The organism is Blastococcus sp. SYSU D01042, assembly GCF_054050515.1.
The window spans coordinates 204,901-221,771 of the sequence record NZ_JBJGZM010000006.1 but is presented as its reverse complement, the minus strand read 5'-3'; the positions used below and the strand labels follow the sequence as shown (position 1 = coordinate 221,771).

Here is a 16,871-nt window from a genome sequence, read left to right as displayed (position 1 = left end):
GTCAGCCGCCGCGGCGGCGCACCAGCCAGACGACGAGCAGCACGAGGAGGGCGAGCCCGGCCGCCGGAGCGTAGCGCGCCGCGGCCGCGCCTCCCGCGACCTCCAGCAGGTTGATCGGCTCGGGCTCGGCGGGCGCGCGTGCGGCGTCTCCGGGCGCGGCGTCCCCGGGCTCCTGGACCGGGCGCGGGATCGAGGGCACCGAGCTGACCGCCGCGGCGACCGGCGCCACCTCCGGATCCGGCACGGCCTCGGGCGCCGGCACGGTCTCCGGGCCGGCGTCCGCCTGGTCGCCGGCCCCGAGCTGGGCCGCCAGCTGGTCGGCGAACTGGCCGATCAGCTTGTTGCCGACGTCGGTCATCACGCCGCGACCGAACTGGGCCGGGCGGCCGGTGATGTTCAGGTCGGTGAGGACGTCGACGCGGGTGCTGCCCCCCTCGGCCGCCAGCGTCGCGGTGACGACGGCGGCGGCGGTGCCGTTGCCCCGCTGGTCCTTGCCGCGGGCGTCGATGACCGCGCGGTGCGCCGCCTCGTCCTTCTCCACGAACGACGCCTTGCCCTGGTAGGTCAGCGTGATGACGCCGAGCTTGACCTTGACCCGGCCGGTGAAGTCGTCGCCGGTCACCGAGTCGAGGGCCGCGCCGGGCATGCAGGGCGCGATCCGCTCGATGTCGAGCAGCACCCGCCACGCCTCGTCGATCGGCACGGGCACGGTGAACGAGTTCTCGAGCTGCACGCCGGGCCCCTACGCCTGGAGCCCGGCCGCGGCCGTGACCGCGCGGCGGGTGAGCACCTGGGCCAGGTGCCGGCGGTAGTCGGCCTTGGCGTTGAGGTCGTCGCTGGGCTCGGTGCCCTCGGCGGCCGCCCGGGCGGCGTCGGCGATCGGCCCGGCGGCGGCGCCCACCCCGGCCAGCGCCTCCTCCGTGGCCGTCGCCCGCAGCGGCGTCGGGCCCATGTTGGTCAACCCGATCCGCGCCTCGGCGATGTGCCCGTCCTCCCGGCGCACCGCCGCGGCGACGGCGACGATCGACCAGGCCTGGGCCACCCGGTTGAACTTCTCGTAGTGCATGCCCCACTGCCCGGCCAGCTTCGGGACGCGGACCTCGACCAGCAGCTCGTCCTCGGCCAGCGCGGTGGTCAGGTAGTCGACGAAGAACTCCCGCGCCGCGACGGTGCGCCGGCCGCCCGGGCCGGCGAGCACGAACTCGGCGTCCAGGGCGAGGGCGACCGCCGGCAGGTCACCGGCCGGGTCGGCGTGCGCCAGCGCGCCGCCGAAGGTCCCGCGGTGGCGCACCTGCCGGTCGGCGACGGTCTCGGTCGCCTGGGCGATCAGCGGCGCGTGCTGGGCGATCAGCGGGTCGGCCAGGACGTCGGAGTGCGTGGTCATCGAGCCGATGACCAGCGCGTCGCCGTCGTCCCGGACGCCGCGCAGCTCGGTGACCCGGCTCAGGTCCACCACCGTGGACGGCGCCGCCAGGCGCAGCCGCATGACCGGGATCAGCGACTGGCCCCCGGCGAGGATCTTCGCGTCCTCCCCGCCGTCGGCGAGCGCCTGCAGCGCCTCGTCGACCGTGGTCGGGCGGGCGTAGGCGAAGGCTGCGGGGATCATCGGTCGCCTCCCAGGCGCGACTCGGGCGTCGAGACGCCGGCGGTGGTCTCGGTCTGCGCCCCGCCGTAGGCGTTGGTGCCCGCGGTCGCGCGGTCTCCGCCGTCGCCGCCCTGGTGGAGCGCCCGCCAGACCCGTTCGGGGGTCAGCGGCATGAGGATGTCGGAGACCCCCAGGTGCCGGACGGCGTCCAGCGCGGCGTTGACGACCGCCGGCGTCGAGGCGATGCAGCCCGCCTCGCCGACGCCCTTCGCCCCGATCGGGTTGCCGGGTGCGACGTGCACGGTGTTGCCGGTCTCGAAGTGCGGCAGGTCGGCGGCCGACGGGACCAGGTAGTCCACGAAGGTGCCGGTGGTGAGGTTGCCGTCCTCGTCGTAGACGGCCTCCTCGTACAGCGCCTGGGCGATGCCCTGGGCCAGCCCGCCGTGCACCTGGCCCTCGACGATGAGCGGGTTGACGATCGTCCCGACGTCGTCGACGCAGGCGTACTTCCGGATCTTCACCATGCCGGTCTCGGTGTCGACCTCCAGGGCGCAGACGTGCGTGCCGTGGGGGAAGGAGAAGTTGACCGGGTCGAAGGTCGCGTCGGCGTCCAGCGAGGGCTCCACGCCGTCCGGGAAGTCGTGCGCCGCGAAGGTGGCCAGCGCGACCTCCTGGATGGTGACGCTCGTGCCCGGGGTGCCCCGCACCGAGAACGCGCCGCCCTCGAACCGCAGGTCCTCCTCGCTGGCCTCGAGCATGTGCGCGGCGACCGTGCGCGCCTTGGCCACGACCTTCTGCGCCGCGTTGACCACCGCGGCGCCGCCCACCACGAGCGAGCGGGAGCCGTAGGTGTCCAGCCCGCGCGGGGCGATCGCGGTGTCGCCGTGCAGCACCTCGACGTCCTCGAACGGGACGCCGAGCTCGTCGGCGACCAGCTGGCTCCAGGCCGTCTCGTGGCCCTGGCCGTGCGGCGTCGAGCCGGTGACGACCTCGACCTTGCCGGTGGGCAGCATCCGGATGGAGGCGTGCTCCCAGCCGCCGGCGCCGTAGGAGAGAGAGCCGAGGACCCGGGAGGGCGCCAGGCCGCACATCTCGGTGAACGTGGAGAAGCCGATGCCCAGCTGCACCGGGTCGTTCGCCTCGCGGCGCCGGCGCTGCTCCTCGCGCAGCTCGTCGTAGCCGAGCAGCTGCAGCGCCTGCTGCGTGGCGGTGTCGTAGTCGCCGCTGTCGTACTCGAGCCCGGCCACCGTGGTGAACGGGAACTCGTCGGCCCCGATCCAGTTCTTCCGGCGCAGCTCGAGGGGGTCCGTGCCGAGCTCGACGGCGAGCTCGTCCATGATCCGCTCGATGGCGAAGGTCGCCTCCGGGCGGCCCGCGCCGCGGTAGGCGTCGGTGGGGGTCTTGTTGGTGAAGACGCCCTGGCAGTCGAACCGGTAGGCCGGGAACTTGTAGATGCCCGGGTACATGAACGCGCCGAGGATCGGCACGCCCGGGCTGACCAGGCGCAGGTAGGCGCCCATGTCCGAGAGGATGTGCACCTTCAGGCCCCGGACGGTGCCGTCGCGGTCGGCGGCGATCTCGACGTGCTGGACCTGGTCGCGGCCGTGGTGGGCGCTCATCAGCGACTCGCTGCGGGTCTCGGTCCACTTGACCGGCTTGCCCAGCCGCCGCGCCACCAGGAGCGTGATCACCTCCTCGGGCGTGACCTGCAGCTTCCCGCCGAACCCGCCGCCGACGTCGGGGGCGATGACGCGCAGCTTGTGCTCGGGGATGCCGGTGATCATCGCCAGCATGACCCGCAGGATGTGCGGCACCTGCGTGGAGGACCACATCGTGAAGTTGTCGCCCTGGGGCTGCACGACGGTGGCGCGGGGCTCCATGAAGGCGGGGATCAACCGCTGCTGGACGAACCGCCGGCTGACGACGACGTCGGCGTCCGCGAAGGCGCGCTCGGTGTCCTGGCCGGTCCCGGCCTCGCCGGCGTCGAAGACCCACCGGAAGCTCTCGTTGCTCTCCAGGTGGTCGTGGCACAGGTCGGGCTGCTGCCCGACTGCCCGCTCCATGTCGAGGACGACCGGCAGCGGGTCGTAGTCGACGTCGACCAGCTCGACGGCGTCCTGGGCGGCGGCCTTGCTGCGCGCGACGATGACCGCGACGGCCTCGCCGACGTGGTTGACCTCGTCGACCGCGACCGACGGGTGGCCGGGGTTGACCATCTCGGCGGTGACCGGCCAGGCGCACGGGATCGAGCCCTGCTCCTCGGCGAGGTCGCGGCCGGTCAGGACGGCGACGACGTTCGGCGCCGAGCGCGCCGCCTCGATGTCGACGGAGAGGATCTTGGCGTGCGCGACCGGGCTGCGGACGACGGACAGGTGCAGCATCCCGGGCAGCACCATGTTGTCGGTCCACGTGGTCCGGCCGGTGATCAGCCGGGCGTCCTCCTTGCGCCGGCGGGCCTGGCCGACCTCCTTGGCCGGCGCCTCGACCGAGGGCCGGTCCTCGAGGGCGGTCACGACTGCGCTCCCAGCGCGTGGGGGGCCTGGGCCCCGCGCATCTCGCCGGCCGCCTGCTGCACGGCGCGGACGATGTTCTGGTAGCCGGTGCAGCGGCAGAGGTTGCCCTCGATGCCCTCCCGGACCTCGTCCTCGCTGGGGTCGGGGTTGTCGCGCACCAGGTCGATCGACGCCATGATCATCCCGGGCGTGCAGTAGCCGCACTGGAGACCGTGCATCTCGTGGAACGCCTTCTGCATTGGGTGCAGGGCGCCGTCCTGCGCGATGCCCTCGATGGTGGTGACCTCGCTGCCGTCGGCCTGGACCGCCAGCACCGTGCAGCTCTTCACCGCCTCGCCGTCCAGGTGGACGGTGCAGGCCCCGCAGTTGCTGGTGTCGCACCCGACGACGGTGCCGACCTTCCCCAGCTGTTCGCGCAGGTAGTGGACCAGCAGGGTCCGGGGTTCGACCTCGTCCGTGTAGGTGGCGCCGTCGACGCGCACCGAAATCTGGGTCACTCGTCCTCCGCTCGGTCGGCTGAGCGGAGTCTTGCGCATCAGGAGTGACTCACGCCACACCTTCCTCGCGGAGGGTGCAGGTCAGCGGTCCGCGGTGCGGTGGATCGGCCCCTCGGTCCCGGACAGCCGCTCGCCCGAGCCGCCCCAGCGGCCGGCGATGATCTCCGCGGCGATCGACACCGCGGTCTCCTCCGGGGTGCGGGCGCCCAGGTCCAGCCCGATCGGGGAGGACAGCCGGGCGGTCTCCTCCGCGGTGAGGCCGGCCTCGGCCAGCCGCTCGAGCCGCTCGGCGTGGGTGCGCCGCGAGCCCATGGCGCCCACGTAGGCGACCGGCAGCCGCAGCGCGACCTCCAGCAGCGGGACGTCGAACTTCGGGTCGTGGGTGAGCACGCACAGGACCGTGCGCCCGTCGATCCGCTCGGCGTCGACCTCGGCCTGCAGGTACCGGTGCGGCCACTCGACGACCACCTCGTCGGCGTCCGGGAAGCGCTTCGGGGTGGCGAAGACCGGCCGGGCGTCGCACACGGTGACGCGGTAGCCGAGGAAGGCGCCGACCCGGGCGACCGCGGCGGCGAAGTCGATGGCCCCGAAAACGATCATCCGGGCACGGGGGGCGAAGGAGTTGACGAAGAGCTCCAGCTCGTCGCCGCGGCGCTCCCCGTCGGCGCCGAAGTGGAGCATCCCGGTGCGGCCGGCGGCGAGCATCCCGCGGGCGTCGGCGGCGACGGCATCGTCCAGCCGCTGCGAGCCCAGGCTGCCGGAGAGCCGGTCGGGCCAAAGCACCAGCCGCCGGCCCAGCCGGTCGTCGCCTCCGGTCACGCAGGTGACGACGGCGACCGGTTCGTGCCGGTCGACGGACTCCTTGACCTCGCCGAGCTCGGGGAAGGACTCGCGGGACACCGCCTCGACGAACACGTCGAGGATGCCGCCGCAGGTCAGCCCGACGGCGAAGGCGTCGTCGTCGCTGACGCCGTAGCGCCGCAGCGCGACCTCGCCGGTGCCGGCGGCGTCGACCGCCTCCTCGTACACCGCGCCCTCGACGCAGCCGCCGGAGACGCTGCCCACCGCCGTGCCGTCCGGCCCGACGAGCATGGACGCGCCGGCCGGGCGCGGCGCGGAGCGCCAGGTGGCCACCACGGTGCCCATCCCGACGGTCTCGCCCGCCTGCCACCAGCCGATCAGGTCATCGAGGACGTCCCGCACGTTGGATCACCTCCGTCAGCTCCTCGAAGGCTGCCATGCTGTGTCCCGCGACGAAGGCGTCGACCGAGGGCAGCGCGGCGACCATGCCGCCGGCGAGCGGCTCGTACCCGGTCCGGCCCTTGTGCGGGTTGACCCACACCACGGCGTGCGCCAGCCGGCGCAGCCGCGCCATCTGCTCCCCGAGCAGCTCGGTGCCGCCCCGCTCCCAGCCGTCGCTGCACACGACGACGACGGCGCCGCGGGCCGTGCCGCGCTGGCCCCATCTGTCGAGGAACGCCTTGAGCACCTCGCCGAGCCGGGTGCCGCCGGACCAGTCCGGGATGGCCGAGCCGCTGGCGGCCAGGGCCCGGTCGGGGTCGCGCAGCCGCAGCTCGCGGGTGACGCGGGTCAGCCGGGTGCCCACGGTGAACACCTCGGTGGAGGCCGGCCGGGCCCGCACCGCGACGTGCGCGAAGCGCAGCAGGGCGTCGGCGTAGGGGCTCATCGACCCGGACACGTCGACCAGCAGGACCACGCGGCGGGGGCGCGGTGCCGCCCGCCGGTGCATCAGCCGGGCGACCTCGCCGCCGTCCCGGAGCGCGCGGCGCACCGTGCGGGCGGGGTGGACGGCGCCGCCCCGGCTCGGCCGGCGCCGGCGCGAGGGGCGCATCGGCGCGGCCGGGCGCAGCAGTGTGAACAGCCGGCGCAGGTGGTCGCGCTCGGCGGGGGAGAGCTCGGCGACGTCGCGGTGCCGCAGCACCTCCGCGGCGCTGGCCCGCACGGCCAGCTGCTGGGGTTCGGGCGCGTCGTCCGCAGCGCCGTCCCCGCTGCCGAGCGGCGCCATGACCGAGACCAGCGGGCGCTCCGGCCGTGCCGGGCGGGCGGCGCGCGGCCGCTCGCCGCCGAACCAGGCGGAGAAGGCGGCGTCGTAGCGGAGCAGGTCGTCCGGGCCCGCGCAGAGGGTCAGCCGGCCCGCCCAGTAGACGTCGCCGGGGTCCAGCACGTCGAGCGCGTCCAGCGCGGCGAGCATCGCCTCGACGCGGTCCGGGGACGCGGCGACGCCGGCCGCCCGCAGCGTGCGGGCGAACCCGAGGACGGCGTCCACCGCGTCCCGCTCAGCCACCGAGAAGCGCTCCCCGGCCCTGCAGCTGCACCCGCTCGGTGTCCTCCCGGTACTTGAGGACCGCACCCAGCGTGCGGGCGGCGGTGTCGGGGTCGAGCTCGCGGGCGCCCAGGGTGTGCAGCGCGGTCGCCCAGTCGACCGCCTCGGCGATCCCGGGCGGCTTGAGCAGGTCCAGGGTGCGCAGCCGCGCCGTCGCCGTCGCCACCTCGCGGGCCAGCCGCTCGGTCACCTCGGGCAGCCGGCGGCGCAGGATCGCCACCTCGCGGTCGAAGCCCGGGTGCTCCAGCCAGTGGTACAGGCAGCGGCGCTTGAGGGCGTCGTGCACCTCGCGGGTGCGGTTGGACGTGAGGACCACCAGCGGCGGCGTCGCTGCCCGGACCGTGCCGAGCTCGGGGATGGAGATCGTGAAGTCCGACAGCACCTCGAGCAGGAACGCCTCGAACTCGTCGTCGGCGCGGTCGACCTCGTCGATGAGCAGCACCGACGGCGAGTCCTCCAGCGCCCGCAGCAGCGGGCGGGCCAGCAGGAATCGCCGGTCGTAGAGCGAGGCCTCCAGCGCGGTCGGGTCGCCGGTGGCGTGCGCGGCCTCGGCGGCGCGCAGGTGCAGCAGCTGGCGGCCGAAGTCCCAGTCGTAGAGCGCCTGGCTGGCCTCCAGGCCCTCGTAGCACTGGAGCCGGTGGATCGGCCGGCCGGTGACCTCGGCGAGGGCGTGCGCCAGCGCGGTCTTGCCGACGCCGGCCTCGCCCTCGAGGAACAGCGGCCGGTGCATCGCCAGGGCGAGGTAGGCGGCCGTGGCCAGGCCCTCGTCGGGCAGGTACCCGGTCGCCTCGAGCGCCGCCGCCAGCTCCTCGGGGGAGGTGGGCGCCGCCGGCGTGGGGGAGGTCACGCCGCGAGCATCCCACCCGCGGCGGTCACGGGCAGGCGACCCACTCCTCCTCGCCGTCGGTGAAGACCTGCCGCTTCCAGATCGGCAGCCGCTTCTTCACCTCGTCGACGAGGTCGGCGCACGCGGTGAAGGCCGCGCCGCGGTGGGCGGCGCTGACCGCGCAGGCCAGCGCCACGTCGCCGATGCCGAGCAGGCCGATGCGGTGGCTGACCGCGACGGCCTGCACGCCCTCGCGGGCGGCGAACTCGTCGGCGATCTCCCGGATCACCTCGGTCGCGCTCGGGTGCCCGACGTACTCCAGCTCGGTCACCGACCGGCCGCCGTCGTGGTCGCGGACCACACCGGCGAAGGAGACGACGGCGCCCGCGGCCTTGTCGGCGACGGCGTCCTCGTGCTCGGCGACGGACAGCGGCTCGTCGACGACTCGGGCGATCAGGCCACCGGCGGTCACGGCGCCGACGGTACCCCCGGGGGCGGGACGTCGAGGTCGGCCGGATCGGCCAGGCCGGTGCAGTCGACCTCGGTCACGTCGCGGGCGGCCAGGTAGCGGCGGGCGCCCTCGTCCCCGGTCGCCGTCCCCGCCACCCCTGCCCAGTGGTCGCGCCCGAGGAGCACCGGGTGGCCGCGGACGCCGTCGTAGGTGGCGACGGCGAGCGCGTCCGGGGCGGCGTGCGCGGCGACGGCCCGCAGCGCCTCCGGCGTCATGCCGGGCATGTCGACCAGCGTGACCAGCGCCGCGTCGACGGTTCCCGGGAAGCCGCGCAGGCCGTCCAGCCCGGTGCGCAGCGAGGAGGCCATGCCGGTCTCCCAGTCCTCGTTCGCCAGGACCGTGGCGCCGGCCAGGTCGGCGGTGCGCCAGACGTCGACCGCCTGCGCGCCGAGCACCACCAGGACGACGTCGCAGGCCGCCCGCGCCGTCCGCACCGCCCGCTCGACCAGCAGGCTGCCCTCGAACTCGACCAGCGCCTTCGGCATCCCGTAGCGGCGGCCGCCCCCGGCGGCGAGGACGACGGCGGCGCAGGTCATGCGGTCCACTCTCTCAGCGCTCGTAGACGGCCACCTCGGAGGCCTTGACCGCCGCCCACACCTCCGCGCCCGGCACCAGCCCCAGCTCGGCGAACGCGGTCGCGGTGACGTCGGCGACCAGGGGCACGGGCCCCTCGAGCTCGCAGCGCACCGTCGTCCCGTGCGGGACCGCGCCGGCCAGCCGCAGCGGCCAGACGTTGCGCGGGCTGCCGTCGGGACGGCGCAGGAAGAGCGCCACCGACTCCGGCCGGACGGCGGCGAAGACGGGCCCGGACACCTCCTCGGCGACGGCCACCTCGCCCCCGCCGTCCAGCCGGACCGTGGTGCCGGAGCCCGTCCCGGCGAGCAGCGAGAGGCCCACCAGCCGGGCGACGTAGTCGGTGCGCGGACGCCGGGCCACCTCCGCGGGCGGGCCGGTCTGCACCACCCGCCCCTCCTCGAGGACGACGACCCGGTCGGCCAGCGCCATCGCGTCGACCGGGTCGTGGGTGACCAGCACCGTGCTGCCGCCGAACCCGGCCAGGTGCCGGCGCAGCTCGGCGCGGACGGTGAGCCGGGTGCGGGCGTCGAGCGCGGAGAGCGGCTCGTCGAGCAGCAGCAGCGCGGGGTCGGGCGCCAGCGCGCGGGCCAGCGCGGCGCGCTGCGCCTGCCCCCCGGACAGCTGCCCCGGCCGGCGGCCGCCCAGGTCGGCCAGCTCGACGCGGGCCAGCCAGTCGGTGGCGACCGCCCGCGCCGCGCGCCGCCCCGCGCCGCGGGTGCGCAGCCCGAAGGCGACGTTGTCGGCCACGCTCAGGTGCGGGAACAGCAGGTGGTCCTGGAACACCATGCCCAGGCGCCGCCGGTGCGGGGGCAGGTGCCCGCCCGCGGCGACGTCGTCCCACACCTCGCCGTCCACCACGACCCGGCCGGAATCCGGGGGCAGCAGGCCGGCGAGCACCCGCAGCACCGTGGACTTCCCGGCCCCGTTCGGCCCGAGGACGGCGAGCACCTCGCCGTCGGCGACCCGGACGTCGAGTTCCACGTGCAACATCCCGCGCCGCGCCCGCAGCTCGGCGGCGAGCGTCACGGCGCGACCCCGGCCCGGCCCAGCCAGCGGTCGCGCAGGAGCAGCAGCGTGCCGAGCGAGACCAGCAGCAGGAGCAGGGAGAGCACGATCGCGGCCTCGGGGTCGCTCTGCAGCGCCAGGTAGACCGACAGCGGCATCGTCTGCGTCGTGCCCGGGAAGTTGCCGGCGAAGGTGATCGTGGCGCCGAACTCGCCGAGCGCGCGGGCCCAGCAGAGCACGGCCCCGGCGGCGACCCCGGGCGCGACGAGCGGCAGCGTGACGCGGTGGAAGGTGGTCCAGCGGTCGGCGCCCAGGGTGGCGGCGGCGTCCTCGAAGCGCGCGTCCGCGGCCCGCAGCGCGCCCTCCACGCTGATCACGAGGAACGGCATCGCGACGAACGTCTCGGCGATGACGACGGCGGGCGTGGTGAACGGGATGCTGAGGCCGGTGGCCTCGTAGAGCCACCCGCCGACGATGCCCTGCCGGCCGAGGACGAGGAACAGGGCCACCCCGCCCACGACGGGCGGCAGCACCAGCGGAACCGTGACCAGCGCCCGGAGCACGGACCGGCCGCGGATGCGGGACCGGGCGAGGACCCACGCCATGGGCACGCCGAGCACCAGGGAGACGGCGGTGGCCAGCGTCGCGCTGACCAGCGACAGCCGCAGCGCCTCGCCGACCGCGGGCTCGGAGAGCCGGGCACCGAGGTCCGACCACGGGGCCCGGACCAGCAGCCCGAGCAGGGGCAGGACGAGGAAGGCCGTGCCGAGCGCCGCGGGGACGAGCAGCGGCAGCGGGACCCCGCCCGACCGCGGGCGGCTCACGGGGCCGGCGCGCGGAACCCCGCGTCGGCGAGCGCCTGCTGCCCCTCGTCGGAGGTCACCAGGGCGAGGAAGGCGCGCGCCGCGTCGGGGTTGGGTGCGGCGGCCAGCGCGCAGATCGGGTACCGGTTGACCGCCTGCTCGGCTTCGGGGAAGGCGATGCCCTCGACCCGGTCGCCGGCGGCGCGGACGTCGGTCGCGTAGACCAGGGCGGCGTCGACCTCGCCGAGCTGGACCTTGGTGAGCGCCGCCCGGACGTCCTCCTCGAGCGTGTCCGGCCGCGCGGTGACGCCGGCGGCCGCGAAGACGTCCCCGGCCGCGGCACCGCAGGGGACCTCGGGCGCGCAGACGGCGAGGGCGAGCTCGGCGCGCCCGAAGTCGGCCAGGCCGCCGACCTCGGCCGGGTTGCCCTCCGGGACGGCGATCTCCAGGACGTTCTCGGTGAAGACCTCCGGGTCGCCGTCGGCCAGCCCGGCGTCGGTGACGACCGCCATCTGCGGCTCGGCGGCGCTGGCGAACACGTCGGCCGGGGCGCCCTGGCCGATCTGGGTGGCCAGCTGCGAGCTGCCGGCGAAGGTGAACCGCACGTCGAGGTCGGGGTGGTCGGCCTCGAGCTGCTCGCCGAGCCCGGTGAAGACGTCGGTCAGCGAGGCGGCGGCGAAGACGGTGAGCGTGCCGGCGAGCCCGCCGTCGGCCGCCTCCTCCTCCGCGCCACCGCAGCCGGCGAGGAGCACGGCGGCGAGGAGGGCGCTGGAACACCGGCCGATCCGCATGCGCGGAACCCTAGCTGCTCCAGTGGTCCGCGGACACGGATGTTCAGGGGACGTCGATGCTGACCTGCGTCGCCTTCACCGTGGCGACCGCCCGGGCCCCGACGTCCAGGCCGAGCTCGTCGGCCGCCTCGCGGGACATGAGCGAGACGACGCGGAACGGGCCGGCCTGGATCTCCACCTGGGCCATGACGGTGTCGCGGACGACGCGGGTGACGATGCCGGTCAGCCGGTTGCGCGCGGAGGAGGAGCGGGTGACGCCGGGCTCCGGCGGTGCGTGCAGCTCGGCGGCGACGCGGGCGAGGTCGGTGCCGTCCACCACGGCCGGTCCGCCGCCGTCGCGGCTCGCAGGCAGCCGGCCGCTGTCGATCCAGCGGCGCACCGTGTCGTCGCTGACGCCGAGCAGCGCCGCCGCCTCGGCGATCCGGTAGGTGGCTGGCACGGGGCGACCCTATGCCGCACCTGTGGACGGAACCCGCCCGTCCACAGGCGGCGGCGCCGGTCGTCGGCAGGGAGGGGCAGCATTCCGGGCGTGATCGACGACGCCTGGCTGGCAGACCTCCTGCGGCACCGGGGGGCCGCGCTCACCGATGCCCGGCTCGCCGGCGAGCTGGCCGCCACGCTGGTGGCGCACGGCACCGCCCTCGACCCCGCAGGGCCGGTGCCGCGCGCCCTGGACGACGCGCTGGAGGAGACGTGGGAGCGCGGCTGGCAGCCCGCCGACGTCGTGCACGCCGTGCGCCGGCAGGCCCCGGCCGCCGCGGCTCCGCTGGTGGTGGCGCTGATCGGTGCGCACGCGCGCCGCACGTCCGCGGTGGAGCGCGCCCCCGCGGCGTGGGTGGACCAGCTGCGCGAGGTCGGCGCGCTACCCGGCCCGGACGGAGCGCTGACCGCCTGGCAGCGCGCCGAGCGCCGGTCGCCGGCGGACGCCTGGCGCGCCGTGCTGCAGCTGCTCGGGACGCTGCGCAGCGCGGCGCGGATCGAGGTGCTGGTGCCACCGCCCTCCCGGTGGGGTGCGGCCCGGCGGTCGACGGCTCCCCGTCCCGGCGCGGGCGACGACCGCGCGCTGCGGGTGATCCGGGGGCTGCTGGCCAAGGCGGAGGCGACGGAGTTCGCCGAGGAGGCCGAAGCGCTGACCGCCAAGGCACAGGAGCTCATGACGCGGCACGCGGTGGACGCCGCGCTCCTCGCGGACGACGTCCCGGCCGGCGAGGTGCAGACCCGCCGCGTGCACGTCGCGGACCCGTACGTGCGCGCCAAGGTGCAGCTGCTGGGGGCGGTCGCCGAGGCCAACGACGTGCGGCTGGTCTGGTACCAGGGGCTCGGCATCGCCACGCTCGTCGGCGGCCGGGCCGACCTGGACGCGGTGGAGCTGCTGTTCACCTCGCTGCTGCTGCAGGTCGCACAGGGGCTGGCGGCCGCCGAGCGCACCGCCGGGCGCGGTGGGTCGCCGCGCACGTTCCGCCGGGCGTTCCTGCTGGGCTACGCCCACCGGATCGGCGAGCGGCTCCAGGACGCGCGCCGGCGGGCCACCGCCGACGCCGCGGAGGAACACGGTGTGGACCTGCTGCCGGTGCTGCGGTCCCGGAAGGAGGCGGTGGACGCCGCGGTGGCGGAGCTGTTCCCCCGGGTTCGCACGAGCCGGAGCCGGGCGACGGTGGACGCGGGTGGCTGGTACGCCGGGCAGAGCGCCGCCGAGCGCGCCGACGTCGGCCCGCGCCGGGCGCCGCTGTGCTGACCGCGCTCGTCCACGGTGAGACCGCCCACGGTTTGTCGATCTCGCGCCCCGGGGAGGGGGAGCCGGTGCCGCGCGCCTCCACGCAGTCCAGCCCCTCCACCGACGACGACCAGGACGACAACCCGGCAGGCGCCACCGCTGGTGTCCGGACCCGACGGATCCGGGCGTTCGCGCGCGACGTCCTGGGCTACGAGTCCTTCCGCCCCGGCCAGGAGGAGGCGATGCAGGCCGTCGTCGGCGGACGGGACACCCTCGCCGTCCTCCCCTCGGGCGCGGGCAAGACCGCGATCTACCAGGTCGCCGGGCAGCTGCTCGACGGGCCGGTCGTCGTGGTCTCACCGCTCATCGCCCTGCAGCGCGACCAGGTCGAGCGGCTCACCGAGCTCGAGGACGACGCCGGGAAGGCCGCCCAGCTCAACTCCACGATGTCCGCCGGCGACCAGCGCGAGGCCCTCGAGCACCTCGGTGACGGAACGGTCCGCTTCCTGTTCCTCGCCCCCGAGCAGCTCGGCAAGCCCGAGGTCGTCGACGCCCTCGCCGCCGCACACCCGGCGCTGTTCGTCGTCGACGAGGCGCACTGCGTCTCCGCCTGGGGCCACGACTTCCGGCCCGACTACCTGCGGCTGGGCAATGCCGTGGAGCAGCTCGGCTCCCCCACCGTCCTGGCGCTCACCGCGACCGCCGCCCCACCGGTCCGCGCCGAGATCGTCGAGCGGCTCGGCATGACCGACCCCGCGATCGTGGTCGCCGGCTTCGACCGCCCGGAGATACGGCTGGAGGTCGACCACCACGCCGACGCCCGCGGCAAGGAGCTGGGCGTCCTCGACCGGGTGCTCACCGAGATCGGCGAGGGCCGCGGCCCGGGCATCGTCTACAGCGCCACCCGCAAGGGCACCGAGTCCGTCGCCGAGGAGCTGCGCGAGCGCGGCCTGCGCGCCCGGCACTACCACGCGGGCCTGAACAAGGGTGACCGCGAGGACACCCAGCGCGCCTGGATGGACGACGAGCTCGACGTCGTCGTCGCCACCACCGCGTTCGGCATGGGCATCGACAAGCCCGGCACGCGCTTCGTGGTCCACGCCGAGCCCGCCGACTCCGTCGACAGCTACTACCAGGAGATCGGCCGGGCGGGCAGAGACGGCGAGCCCGCGTTGGCCGTCCTCGTGTACCGCCAGGAAGACCTCGGCCTGCGCCGCTTCTTCGCCGCCGGCACCCCCGCCGAGGAGGAGCTGCAGCAGGTCGCCGGGCTCGTCGCCGCCGCCCCCGCCGCGGGCCTGGAGGACGGCGTCGACGTGAAGACCCTCCGCGAGGAGACCGGCCGCGCCGCCAGCCCGCTGGTCCGCGACCTCAACCTCCTCGAGCAGGTCGAGGCCGTCGTCATCGACGAGGAGGGGGCCGCCCACCCGGCCGAGGACGCCCCCAGCCCCGGCGAAGCTGCCGCGGCCGCCCGCGAGCTGGCCGAGCACCACGAGAAGGTCGACCAGAGCCGCGTCGAGATGATGCGCGGCTACGCCGAGACCACCGAGTGCCGCCGCCAGTTCCTGCTCGGCTACTTCGGCGAGCAGCTCGACGGGCCGTGCGGCAACTGCGACAACTGCTCCGCCGGCACCGCGCAGGAGCACGTCGACGCCGCGCCGGCCGACACCCCGTTCCCCGTCGAGACGCCGGTCGAGCACAGCGAGTGGGGCGCCGGGATCGTCATGCGCGTCGAGGACGACCGGATCACGGTGCTGTTCGACGAGGTCGGCTACAAGACCCTCGCCCTGGCCGCCGTCGTGGACAACGAACTGCTGCGAACCCGCGGCTGACCCGCTTTCGAGCTGCGGGCCCGGCCCGCGGCCGTGATCATCGGCAGGACGACGGGGTCGGCGCCTGGAGCAGACGGGCCGCGACCCCAGGAGGAGGAGAGCCCGTGAAGGTCCTCGGCATCAACGCGATCTACCACGACCCCGCCGCGGCGCTCGTCGTCGACGGGAAGGTCCTCGCCGCCGCCGAGGAGGAGCGGTTCAGCCGGCGCAAGCACGGCAAGCGCCCGCTGCCCTGGAGCGCCTGGGAGCTGCCCGAGCTGTCGGCCGCCTGGTGCCTCGCCGAGGCCGGCGTCCGCCCCGAGGAGCTCGACGCCGTCGCCTACTCCTTCGACCCCGGGCTGATGACGACGCCGGAGGACACCGGCCTGTTCGACGACGGCGACACCATGCGCAAGCGGTACGCCGAGATGGCGCCGGACTTCCTGGCGCACGCGCTGCCGGGGCTCGACCCGGCGAAGGTCCGCTTCGTCAAGCACCACGTCGCGCACGCCGCCTCCGCCGGGCTGGCCGCGCCGGCCTCCCGCGGCCGGCAGGACAACGCCGTCCTCGTGCTCGACGGCCGGGGCGAGGCGCACAGCCACCTGGCCGGCCGCTACGTCGACGGGCAGCTGGAGGTCATCGCCGGGCAGGCGCTCCCCCACTCCCTCGGCCTCATGTACGAGGAGCTCACCGACCACCTCGGGTTCCTGCGCAGCTCCGACGAGTTCAAGGTCATGGCGATGGCCTCCTACGGCAAGCCCCGCTTCCTCGGGGACCTGGCCGAGCTCATCCGCGCCACCGACGACGGCGGCTTCCGCACCGAGAAGATCGACTTCACCGAGTTCGCGCCCCGGCTGGGCAAAGGTGACCAGTGGACCGAGGCGCACGCCGACCTCGCCGCCAGCGTCCAGACACGGCTCGAGGAGGTGCTGGTCGACCTCGCCCGCTGGGTGCACGAGCAGACCGGCGAGAAGACCCTCACCCTCGCCGGCGGCACCGCGCTCAACTGCGTCGCCAACACCCGCATCCTCGCCGAGAGCCCCTTCGAGGAGGTGTGGGTGCAGCCCGCGGCCGGCGACGCCGGCACCGCCCTGGGCGCCGCGCTGCACGTCGCGCGCGAGCTCGGCGAGCGCACCGAGCCGATGCCCGGCGCCGCGCTCGGCCGCGGCTGGAGCGACGACGAGATCGAGAAGGTCCTGCGGACCGCCGCCATCGACTACGAGCGCCCCGACGACGTCGCCGAGGCCGTCGCCGAGGTCCTCGCCGACAACGGCATCGTCGCCTGGTTCCAGGGCCGCAGCGAGTACGGCCCGCGCGCCCTGGGCCACCGGTCCCTGCTCGCGCACCCGGGCCACGAGGCCAACCTCGAGCGGATGAACGACGTGAAGGGCCGGGAGCAGTTCCGGCCCGTGGCGCCCATGGTGCTGCTGGAGCGCGCCCCGGAGATCTTCAGCCGCGGCCCGATCCCCTCGCCGTACATGCTCTTCGTGCACGACGTCGCCGAGGAGTGGCGCGACCGCATCCCCACGGTCACCCACGTCGACGGGACCGCGCGCATCCAGACGATCGATCCCGACCGGCAGCCCCTCGTGCACCGGATGATCTCGGCGTTCGAGCGGCGCACCGGCATCCCCGTGGTCGTGAACACCAGCCTCAACACGGCGGGACGGCCCATGGTCGACGACCCGCGTGACGCGCTGGAGTGCTTCGGCTCCGCTCCGGTCGACCTGCTGGCCATCGGGCCGTTCGTCGTCCGCCGGGCGAAGCCGACGGCGCGCGGCGCGGACTGAGCGGGTCACGATCCGGCCACACGACCGGGTGACGCGCGTTATCGCTGGTCGGGTGGGGGTATCGGAAGCGAGCCGTCCCCACTGGGCGGCACACGACTCCCAGGAGGA

The 16,871-nt window shown here is 75.4% G+C and carries 16 protein-coding genes; 3 read left to right on the top strand and 13 right to left on the bottom strand.

Going from position 1 to position 16,871, the window contains the following annotated elements; all coding sequences use genetic code 11:
- Position 1 precedes the first annotated feature (1 nt).
- The 13 genes from ACI79H_RS13235 to ACI79H_RS13175 all read right to left on the bottom strand — a co-directional run bounded on the left by ACI79H_RS13235 (position 2) and on the right by ACI79H_RS13175 (position 11,890).
- On the bottom strand, positions 2 to 733 hold the full coding sequence (locus ACI79H_RS13235; protein ID WP_456554860.1) for an SRPBCC domain-containing protein: 732 nt from the start codon (positions 731 to 733) through the stop codon (positions 2 to 4).
- Between the two features lie 9 nt (positions 734 to 742).
- On the bottom strand, positions 743 to 1,606 hold the full coding sequence (locus ACI79H_RS13230) for an FAD binding domain-containing protein (protein WP_456554859.1): 864 nt from the start codon (positions 1,604 to 1,606) through the stop codon (positions 743 to 745).
- Positions 1,603 to 4,098 carry a xanthine dehydrogenase family protein molybdopterin-binding subunit gene (locus ACI79H_RS13225; RefSeq protein WP_456554858.1) on the bottom strand — a complete coding sequence of 832 codons (2,496 nt, stop codon included), beginning with the start codon at positions 4,096 to 4,098 and terminating at the stop codon, positions 1,603 to 1,605. The genes ACI79H_RS13230 and ACI79H_RS13225 overlap by 4 nt, the downstream gene beginning before the upstream one ends.
- Positions 4,095 to 4,595, bottom strand: coding sequence for a (2Fe-2S)-binding protein (locus ACI79H_RS13220; protein ID WP_456554857.1), 501 nt, complete (start codon positions 4,593 to 4,595; stop codon positions 4,095 to 4,097). The genes ACI79H_RS13225 and ACI79H_RS13220 overlap by 4 nt, the downstream gene beginning before the upstream one ends.
- 81 nt (positions 4,596 to 4,676) lie before the next feature.
- Positions 4,677 to 5,798: an XdhC family protein gene (locus ACI79H_RS13215; protein WP_456554856.1), complete on the bottom strand. Its 1,122-nt coding sequence runs from the start codon at positions 5,796 to 5,798 to the stop codon at positions 4,677 to 4,679.
- Complete coding sequence (locus tag ACI79H_RS13210) at positions 5,779 to 6,900, bottom strand: vWA domain-containing protein (RefSeq protein WP_456554855.1); 1,122 nt, start codon at positions 6,898 to 6,900, stop codon at positions 5,779 to 5,781. The genes ACI79H_RS13215 and ACI79H_RS13210 overlap by 20 nt, the downstream gene beginning before the upstream one ends.
- Positions 6,893 to 7,786: an AAA family ATPase gene (locus ACI79H_RS13205; protein WP_456554854.1), complete on the bottom strand. Its 894-nt coding sequence runs from the start codon at positions 7,784 to 7,786 to the stop codon at positions 6,893 to 6,895. Before ACI79H_RS13205 ends, ACI79H_RS13210 begins: the two co-directional genes overlap by 8 nt.
- Positions 7,787 to 7,811: 25 nt before the next feature.
- Positions 7,812 to 8,237 (bottom strand): molybdenum cofactor biosynthesis protein MoaE, encoded by a 426-nt coding sequence (locus ACI79H_RS13200; protein WP_456554853.1) that lies wholly within the window; start codon positions 8,235 to 8,237, stop codon positions 7,812 to 7,814.
- Positions 8,234 to 8,812 carry a nucleotidyltransferase family protein gene (locus tag ACI79H_RS13195; RefSeq protein WP_456554852.1) on the bottom strand — a complete coding sequence of 193 codons (579 nt, stop codon included), beginning with the start codon at positions 8,810 to 8,812 and terminating at the stop codon, positions 8,234 to 8,236. Before ACI79H_RS13195 ends, ACI79H_RS13200 begins: the two co-directional genes overlap by 4 nt.
- Positions 8,813 to 8,825: 13 nt before the next feature.
- Entirely contained in the window at positions 8,826 to 9,878 is a 1,053-nt protein-coding gene (locus tag ACI79H_RS13190; RefSeq protein WP_456554851.1) for an ABC transporter ATP-binding protein, read from the bottom strand.
- The gene (locus ACI79H_RS13185; RefSeq protein WP_456554850.1) at positions 9,875 to 10,681 is read right to left on the bottom strand and encodes an ABC transporter permease; all 807 of its coding nucleotides are present in this window, start codon (positions 10,679 to 10,681) and stop codon (positions 9,875 to 9,877) included. The genes ACI79H_RS13190 and ACI79H_RS13185 overlap by 4 nt, the downstream gene beginning before the upstream one ends.
- On the bottom strand, positions 10,678 to 11,451 hold the full coding sequence (gene modA, locus ACI79H_RS13180) for a molybdate ABC transporter substrate-binding protein (RefSeq protein ID WP_456554849.1): 774 nt from the start codon (positions 11,449 to 11,451) through the stop codon (positions 10,678 to 10,680). Before modA ends, ACI79H_RS13185 begins: the two co-directional genes overlap by 4 nt.
- Before the next feature lie 43 nt (positions 11,452 to 11,494).
- Positions 11,495 to 11,890, bottom strand: coding sequence for a TOBE domain-containing protein (locus ACI79H_RS13175; RefSeq protein ID WP_456554848.1), 396 nt, complete (start codon positions 11,888 to 11,890; stop codon positions 11,495 to 11,497).
- 90 nt (positions 11,891 to 11,980) lie between these two features.
- On the opposite strand from ACI79H_RS13175, the gene ACI79H_RS13170 reads away from it, so the two are divergent.
- The 3 genes from ACI79H_RS13170 (at position 11,981) to ACI79H_RS13160 (ending at position 16,763) form a co-directional block, all read left to right on the top strand.
- Positions 11,981 to 13,186: a DUF2786 domain-containing protein gene (locus ACI79H_RS13170; RefSeq protein WP_456554847.1), complete on the top strand. Its 1,206-nt coding sequence runs from the start codon at positions 11,981 to 11,983 to the stop codon at positions 13,184 to 13,186.
- Positions 13,187 to 13,251: 65 nt separating this feature from the next.
- The gene (locus ACI79H_RS13165; protein ID WP_456554846.1) at positions 13,252 to 14,994 is read left to right on the top strand and encodes a RecQ family ATP-dependent DNA helicase; all 1,743 of its coding nucleotides are present in this window, start codon (positions 13,252 to 13,254) and stop codon (positions 14,992 to 14,994) included.
- 104 nt (positions 14,995 to 15,098) lie between these two features.
- On the top strand, positions 15,099 to 16,763 hold the full coding sequence (locus ACI79H_RS13160; RefSeq protein ID WP_456554845.1) for a carbamoyltransferase family protein: 1,665 nt from the start codon (positions 15,099 to 15,101) through the stop codon (positions 16,761 to 16,763).
- Positions 16,764 to 16,871 lie beyond the last annotated feature (108 nt).